This window comes from Thiomonas bhubaneswarensis (assembly GCF_001418255.1).
In the GTDB taxonomy this organism is placed as follows: Bacteria; Pseudomonadota; Gammaproteobacteria; order Burkholderiales; family Burkholderiaceae_C; genus Thiomonas; species Thiomonas bhubaneswarensis.
This window is the reverse complement of the sequence record NZ_LIPV01000010.1, coordinates 79,786-87,134: the sequence shown is the minus strand read 5'-3', so window position 1 is coordinate 87,134 and position 7,349 is coordinate 79,786. Positions and strand designations below refer to the sequence as shown.

10 protein-coding genes are annotated in these 7,349 nt (G+C 63.4%); 8 read left to right on the top strand and 2 right to left on the bottom strand.

Annotation, left to right across the window (positions count from 1 at the left end; translation table 11 throughout):
- Nucleotides 1–43 precede the first annotated feature (43 nt).
- Complete coding sequence (locus tag ASC45_RS13150) at nucleotides 44–598, bottom strand: acyl-homoserine-lactone synthase (protein WP_055451488.1); 555 nt, start codon at nucleotides 596–598, stop codon at nucleotides 44–46.
- Nucleotides 599–681: 83 nt separating this feature from the next.
- Nucleotides 682–1,119 (bottom strand): DUF4902 domain-containing protein, encoded by a 438-nt coding sequence (locus ASC45_RS13145; protein ID WP_245610065.1) that lies wholly within the window; start codon nucleotides 1,117–1,119, stop codon nucleotides 682–684.
- A gap of 68 nt (nucleotides 1,120–1,187) precedes the next feature.
- On the opposite strand from ASC45_RS13145, the gene ASC45_RS13140 reads away from it, so the two are divergent.
- The 8 genes from ASC45_RS13140 (at nucleotide 1,188) to ASC45_RS13105 (ending at nucleotide 7,343) form a co-directional block, all read left to right on the top strand.
- Nucleotides 1,188–1,940, top strand: coding sequence for an autoinducer binding domain-containing protein (locus ASC45_RS13140; RefSeq protein ID WP_055451487.1), 753 nt, complete (start codon nucleotides 1,188–1,190; stop codon nucleotides 1,938–1,940).
- Nucleotides 1,941–2,179: 239 nt separating this feature from the next.
- On the top strand, nucleotides 2,180–2,413 hold the full coding sequence (locus ASC45_RS13135; protein ID WP_055451551.1) for a hypothetical protein: 234 nt from the start codon (nucleotides 2,180–2,182) through the stop codon (nucleotides 2,411–2,413).
- 75 nt (nucleotides 2,414–2,488) lie between these two features.
- Nucleotides 2,489–3,376 (top strand): hypothetical protein, encoded by an 888-nt coding sequence (locus tag ASC45_RS13130; protein ID WP_141655796.1) that lies wholly within the window; start codon nucleotides 2,489–2,491, stop codon nucleotides 3,374–3,376.
- Between the two features lie 359 nt (nucleotides 3,377–3,735).
- Nucleotides 3,736–4,161, top strand: coding sequence for a hypothetical protein (locus ASC45_RS15770; RefSeq protein ID WP_141655795.1), 426 nt, complete (start codon nucleotides 3,736–3,738; stop codon nucleotides 4,159–4,161).
- Nucleotides 4,162–4,261: 100 nt separating this feature from the next.
- Nucleotides 4,262–4,594, top strand: coding sequence for a hypothetical protein (locus tag ASC45_RS13120; RefSeq protein WP_055451484.1), 333 nt, complete (start codon nucleotides 4,262–4,264; stop codon nucleotides 4,592–4,594).
- A complete protein-coding gene (locus tag ASC45_RS13115; RefSeq protein WP_055451483.1) occupies nucleotides 4,591–4,911 on the top strand; it encodes a CHC2 zinc finger domain-containing protein in 321 nt (106 codons plus the stop codon). The genes ASC45_RS13120 and ASC45_RS13115 overlap by 4 nt, the downstream gene beginning before the upstream one ends.
- Nucleotides 4,904–6,955 (top strand): DUF3987 domain-containing protein, encoded by a 2,052-nt coding sequence (locus ASC45_RS13110; protein WP_055451482.1) that lies wholly within the window; start codon nucleotides 4,904–4,906, stop codon nucleotides 6,953–6,955. The genes ASC45_RS13115 and ASC45_RS13110 overlap by 8 nt, the downstream gene beginning before the upstream one ends.
- Nucleotides 6,942–7,343, top strand: coding sequence for a hypothetical protein (locus tag ASC45_RS13105; protein WP_055451481.1), 402 nt, complete (start codon nucleotides 6,942–6,944; stop codon nucleotides 7,341–7,343). The genes ASC45_RS13110 and ASC45_RS13105 overlap by 14 nt, the downstream gene beginning before the upstream one ends.
- The last annotated feature ends 6 nt before the right edge of the window (nucleotides 7,344–7,349 follow it).

Here is a 7,349-nt window from a genome sequence, read left to right as displayed (position 1 = left end):
AAACTCACCGCAAATCAATTGTTTATGAATAAATTAGGGACGACTAATTCGTATAAATCCAGCAAGCAAAAATCGGATGCCCCTTAATAATCATGGGCGGCCCCGCACGGTGCGCTTGAAACCCGGCCCTCCGCAGCAATCGTTCCACCCCGATATTCGTCACCATAATCAGCCGCTTGGCCCCCTGCTCAGCCGCACAGGCAAGGGATGCGTGCATCAATGCAATCGCGGCTTCTGAGGACATCTTCCCCAGCGCTGAGGTGGCTTGGCTGTTGAAATCGGTGGCCGCAAAGCGCGACAACTCCCAGACATCAGGGGATACTGGTGGCGCAAGGCCATTGAGTAGTTGCGGGAACACCTCGCCCAGGAGATAGGGTCGGGTGGTGGGCAGCAGCCGGGCACAGCCGCAGACCTGCCCTTGATCATCCCGGCCGACAACATAGACGGTATCCGGGCGATCGAACTGGTCGGCTTCAATGCCCTCCTGAGAGGGCACGTCCCAGCCGAGCTTCTCCACAAACACCCGATGACGATAGCGCCCGACGCTGGCGTGCAAGCCCTGCTGGAGCTGCGCCGAGGATCCTGACACGATCTGCATACCACCTCCCATTGGCATCCATCCTTGGGGGTGTATTCCACCTGCGCCAACACGGGCGCGTAACTGTCAGATCTGACAGGCCATCAGGCGTAACGTGAACGAATATGCTGTTCGACCGTCGCTTGCCAGGACCAGGTTGAAATCAGCATGCCCAGCGCGGCATCGCTCCTGCTTCTGCCCAGATCGCGGTGCTGAGCATCCACGATCATCACATTGCTTCGGGGTTCGCCGACCGAGGTATAGACGGGCGGCACCGCAGAGGGATCCAGCCACCAGTCCCAACCCAAGGTGATGGCCGGGGATGTCGGACTCAGCCATTCGGTGTAACCGGAGATGGTGTCCAGACTGGCCGCCTCACAGAGGGGTGGTGATCCGTCATGTTCATCCAGGCCGGACAGCAGATGGGTGAAGGGGATCGTCCTGAGGGTTTCAACGGTGAGACGGATCAGGCCGTCATCTGACAGGGTCATCATTGACGCTTGGAAAAATGCAAGGCCGTCATGCGTGGTCGGGTACATCATGTTTGTCGTCCTCGATGAATTGCAGGTGGCACGTTACATGAAGACACAATGCAGGAATAGTGTCAAATATGACAGTCCGCCACAAGAACTGTCCGCAGGAGAAGGCCGTGAAGGGATGGCAAGAACACCAACTCCATGCGCTGCAGACGATCACGTGTGACGCGCAGTTGTTCGAGCTCGCCGCCTCGATCGTCCATTCCCTCGGATTCGATCATTGCTCCTATGGGCTACGCATGCCGCTGCCGGTCGCTCAGCCCAGGGTGGTATTGCTGACCAATTATCCGCGTGCCTGGGAGGAACGGTACAAGGAGAAAGGTTATGTTGCGGTTGACCCCACGGTCCGCCATGGCACCCACTCCCTGCAGCCCGTCGTCTGGTCGGACGCGTTCTTCGCCTCGAGTCGTGATCTCTGGGAAGAAGCCCGCTCGTTCGGCTTGTGTGTCGGCTGGGCGCAATCCAGCCGGGACGTGAACAGCACCATGGGCCTGTTGTCGGTGTCACGATCGGGGGAGCCGATTTCCGAGATCGAGTTGCGCGACAAAGAGATCCAGTTGGCTTGGCTGACGCAGATGGTCCATCTCGGGATGTCGCGCATTCTCACGGCCAAGCTGATGCCTGAAGCAAAAGCCCAACTCACCGACCGGGAGATCGAGGTGCTGCGCTGGACGGCGGAAGGCAAGACCGCGTCGGAGATCGCCGACATCCTCAATATCTCCGAGCGGACGGCGAATTTTCACATTGCCAACGTGATCACCAAGCTGAATGCGCCGAACAAGACCGCTGCGGTCATTCGGGCGGGAATGCTGGGGATGCTGGGCTGATCGCGCCAACCGTTTCTGGAGCAAATCTCTGGAACAACACGGAGGCGGTGATCGCGAAGCTTCGAGAAGCGCCTTGTCGCACCCTGTCAAGATTGACAGGTGTCCGCATTTGTTGCCCGAAATACCATGCATGGTTTGAGTTTCTGCACCTCCCGGGTAGCCCTTGACCGCCTACCCCTTGATTGCACAGAGTGATTCGCGCGCAGCAGCACTTCGTCTATTTCCAACCGATACCCACGATGGCATCCTTCAAATACGCAATCCATATCCACCAGGACAACAGCAACGTCTTCGATCAAAAACACCCGCCCGGCAATTTTGCGCCGTTTGCCGGCATCTATCGCTGCGTTGTGTGCGGGAAGGAGATTGGCATCGCGCAGGGTCATACGCTGCCTCCGCAAAACCACCATCAGCATCCCAACGGGCGTGGCAGGGTCGAGTGGCAGTTGCTCGTGCAAGCGCACAGCTACTGAGGCGTTATCGGGGTTCCATTGATGGCAACGCCACACAAACAATCGCACACGGCATCCGCTCCTGCCAGCACAACTATGCCTACATCCTCTTCCGACGCAAAACAAACACCCGTCAGACCCCCTCGGGCGGAAACCAGTGTTCTGGCGAAATTCGCACTTGTTCTACCCCTCATCTACATCGCCCTATGCCTGATTGGGTTCGGTGTTTCTCTGGCTGTGGAGAGCCATCTGGGCATTCCCCATTCGTCGCTGTACAAGGGTCAGATCGATCTGCTGGACCTGTCCTCCATCGGCATGCTGTACCTCTTGCCGCTGATCACCAAAATTGCCGTCGATATCAACAACAATCCGCTCACGTTTTTCGGCCATCTGTTCTCTCAGCAGTGGCTCAGTAACGGGCTGGGAACGGCTGCGTTTGCGCTCATCATCGGTCTTGCCGCATTCTTCCTCCTGAGCATTCTTTTCCATAAGAGTCAGCAGCCAGCCGCGGATGCCAAGAAGCCTTGGCGTGGGCAGCAGAAGTGGGAGCAATTCACTGGGCAGTTGGCAAAGGCCAAGGAAGCCCTGCGAGGGAAGGGTTGGAGGACCGTTTTGGCAATCGGCATCGGCGTGTTGTTCCAACCGCTGTCCACCCTGCTTGCAGCGCTGGCGCTGATCGTCGTGGCGCTGATCCTTTCGATGCCTGTGGTCATTGGCGTCGCTTCGGGCACGGCCCTGATTTGCCAGGACACCCACGGTGCAGCCATGGGGTGTTCTCGCGCAGCGCCAGGGGTTAAGACCCCGCCGCTTACGTCCACCGCTCAGCAAATCATCGACGTGCATTTGAAGGACGGCAGGGATGTTGCCGGGATCTACCTGCTGTCGACCCCCAGCGCGGTGCTGATTTTTCAACCTCAGACGCGGCGGGCCATGGCGGTTGCTACCGAATCGATCGCCGACATGTCGTTCAAAATGGAACCCTGAGCATATCCATTTGTGCGAAGGGTCATCCCAGCGGTCACTGCGGCTGCCCTCTCGGTCGATCTGATCCGCGAGACGCGAGGGGTCGATGCGGTGCATGCCCCCCACCGACGATGGCCCTGACTCCAAAATCGCGTCGGGAAACAGCGTGCCGAACGCGGCACAGAAAAAGGGGGAACAGAGGGTGTCGGGCGCAGCCTGACCAAGCAGCCGGTTTCGGCGGGCGCGACAAGCGCCGGGTGAAACCCAGGCCTACCTTGCCCCCCATCCTCCTGCTGTTCGATGTTGTCGCGAGCCGACAAATCATGGTTAAAAACACTACCCGTATTGATTGCACTGAGTCCACCCCCTACATTTAGCGCATGCGCCCCGCCACTGGCACAGCCCAAACCGTCTTTGATCGCCCGATTCAGCGTAACCGGCCCGTGTTGGCCGCGACGCTGGCGACTGGTCTCGTCTTGGTTTTGTATTGTGGGGGCGCTGCGGTTTTGGCGGTCTCGGCCTTTGCGATCATGGCCATCGCCAGTTGTGTGACTGGTTTCTTACGATTGCATTGGCGCGGCATGCTTGATTGGGCGCGTGCCAATATCGATCTGATGGTCGTGTCTTTGCTGGCCGTGCCCATGTTTGCGATCAGCGTGTCCATCCCGCTGTTGGCTTCACGGCAGCGCCTGCTTGCCTTGACACGCAAGGCGATTTCCCGCCGGACTGCCCGCGTCGGCCATCGCCGCATCGCTCATATCGCCCTCACCGCGCGGGTCGTCCCCGCCCCCATCGCCCGCGCCTGACGCGGGCATCATCCCTCCCCTTTCGCTGCGCCCTGCAGCCGCTGCTCCCCGCAGCCCGCGTCACCCATCCGAGCGGCGTTCGCTTTATCGGAGGTGGACTATGTCATCCACAATTGGCGCGCAAGCGCTGTTTGAGGCCCTGCTCTCGCAGGGCTACCCGATGGTCATGTACCTGCATGATCCCTGGCTTCAACAGACCCTGGACTACAAGACGGTCAAGGCCGCCCATCGCCGCCGTGAGCGCGGCAACTTCCCGCCGACGACGCCCATGGGCAAAGGCACGGCGGTCATGCTGCCCGATCTGGCAGTATGGCTGGCGAGCAAGAGCGCTGCGGCACAGGCCGACGCGCCCTCCCAGGGCGTTCCCGCCCATGCTGATCTCCCGCCCGCACCGCGCCGACGCGGACGCCCGCGCAAGGGAGGTGCAATATGAGCGCCGCGACCCGACACCGCATCGCCGCGCTGCTGCGCCCGCAGTTCGACCGCACCCGCCTGCCCGACCCCGAGCGCTACTACGTCGGCCAACTCGGCGCGCTGCAAGGCCGTGGCGTGTGGCGTGATGCGGTCTGTCCTTTCCACCCCGACACCCGCCCCAGCCTGCGGGTGAACGTGCAGAGCGGCGCGTTTCGCTGCATGGCCTGCGGCGCATCCGGGGGCGACGTGCTGGCCTTCCAGATGCAGCGAAATGGGCAGTCCTTCATCGCCGCCTGCAAGGTGCTGGGAGCCTGGGTTGGAGGCCGCCATGTCTGAAGTCATCGACGCCGTGGAATCACCCCAACAGGCCGCCCGCCGGTTGTCCGCGCCCGCCCGCCGTGACGGGTTCGAACCCGAGGCCCTTCACCCCTACACCGACGACGCCGGGAACGCGTTGTTCTGGCGCATTCGGCTCAAGCACCCCGATGGCAGCAAGTGGATACGCCCCATGCGCCGCACGGCTGACGGCACCGGGTACGAGATCGGAGAGCCGTCCGCGCCAGCCGCAGGCAAGCCTCTCTACAACCTGCGCGCCATCGCAGCACACCCTGACGCCGCGGTGATCGTGACCGAGGGCGAGAAGGCCGCCGATGCCCTGGGCAAGCTAGGTCTTATCGCGACCACATCGGGCGGCGCAAGCAGTGCCAACGCCGCCGACTGGGCCCCGCTGGCCAGTCGCCGGGTGCTGATCTGGCCTGACCATGACGAACCTGGCGCGCAGTATGGCCGGGAGGTAGCCGCCCGCTTGCTGGCGCTCGGCAGCACCATCGCCGTGATCGACGTGGCTGCACTCGGTCTGCCGCCCAAAGCAGACGCCTGGGACTGGTGGAAGGCCCGCCCGCAGACGACTGCCGCCGAGGTGCTGGCGCTGGCTGCGCTGCCGGTTTTGCCTGCCGCCCCCCTTGCGAATGCTGCGAATCTTGCGAACGCAGAACGCCATTCGCAGCATTCGCAACTACCCCCGCTGCCTGTCCCGCAAGCCCTGGAGCGCGCCTGCGCCCTGGTGATGCCGCAGACAGAAGGCAGCGACGCCCCCTACCCCTTGGGGGCCCTGGGCCCGCTGGCTGCTGCTGCGGCCGCCCTGGCCGAAGGCGCGCAGGTCTCGCCGGCCATGGCCGGGCAATCGCTGCTGGCGGCCGCCGCCCTGCTGGTGCAGGGCGCAGCGAACGTGCGCACCTTATCGGGTCACGCCGCACCCCTGAGTCTGTACGCCCTGACCATCGCCCAGAGCGGCGACGGCAAGGACACGGCCGACCGCCCCGCCCTGCGCCCGATCCATGACTTCCAGCGCGAAGCAGGCCAGCGCCATGCGGAGGCGATGCAAGCCTATGAGGAGGCCAAATCTCGGCGCAAGAAGAACGACCCGCCGCCCGACCCTCCCGGCCCTGCGCCCTATCGCATCGCCGCCGATCTGACCATCGAGGGCATGCGCCGCAGTTTTGCTGAAGGGGTGTCTGCGCAAGGCGTTTTCTCGACCGAGGCGGGCGCTGTGCTCGCCGGGCACGCCATGACGCCAGAGAACCGCACCAAGACCGCCGCAAGCCTGTGCGGGCTGTGGGATCGAGGCCACCTGTCTGTGGTGCGCGCGGGTGGAGGCCGGACGGAGCGTTATGGCGTGCGCCTGTCCGCTCACCTGCTGATCCAGCCCGCCGCCCTGGGGGATGTGATGGGGGATGAAGTGTTATCGGGCATCGGGTTCTGGCCGCGCTTCCTGCTGGCCTGGCCTGCACCGCTTGCGCCGCGTGTGTTCAAGCCCTGGCGACCTGAACACAGCCCGGACATGCTCAGGTATTGGGCTGACTGCAAGCGCCTGTTGTCGCGCCCGCTGCCTGATGACTGCGACCCGCTGCCGGTGGTTGAGCTCGACGCGCAGGCCGCCCAGCGCATGGCCGGGTTTTTTGAGGACATGGAGCGCGAAGGACGGCAGGGCGGACTGCGCGACGTGCAGCCCTTCGCGCTGCGCGCGACCGAACAAGCCTGCCGCATCGCCGGGGTGCTGACGTGCTTCGCGGGCGCTGAGGGGATCGACGATCAGGCCGCCGCCTGGGGTGCAGCCCTGGCTGCGCACAGCCTGGACAACTGGCAAGCGGCGCTATCGGGCAAGGCCGATCCGACACCGGGCCGGGCGCTGACGCTGTATCGCTGGTTGGTGGAGCGCGTGGGCTGGGTGGCCCTGAAAGACATTCCGCGCATCGGGCCGTCTTGTTTGCGCAGCGCTGACCGACGCAATGACGCCCTCGACCGACTGGAGGCGCTGGGGCTGGTGGAGTTCGACGGGCAGAACGTCAAAGCGCAAGGGGTTGACCATGCGCGCCGCTGACATCGTTCGCCGCATTTGGGGTGATCCACCCCTTGCGAATGCTGCGAACGCTGCGAACGCCGAATGCTATTCGCAAGATTCGCAGCATTCGCAGCCCATCCCCCAAAGCATTCCATCCCTGCCGGGCCTGCTAGCGCAGCACGGCGGCTTCCCCGGTATCGACTGGCACGGACTGACCCTGACTGACGCGCAGGCATCCGCTCTGTGGATCGTGCAGCGCCCCGACGGCCTGCTGACCGTGCTGACCACCGTGGCGCCGATCAATAAACCGCTGAGCTACGCCCATGCGTGGCCTGCTCGATTCACCACCCCGGAACCGGACGACGCCGCCCCCGCCCTGTCCGCTGCGCAGGCCCTCATCGCCCGCGCCCGTGAATCGCCGTTTTAACCGCAG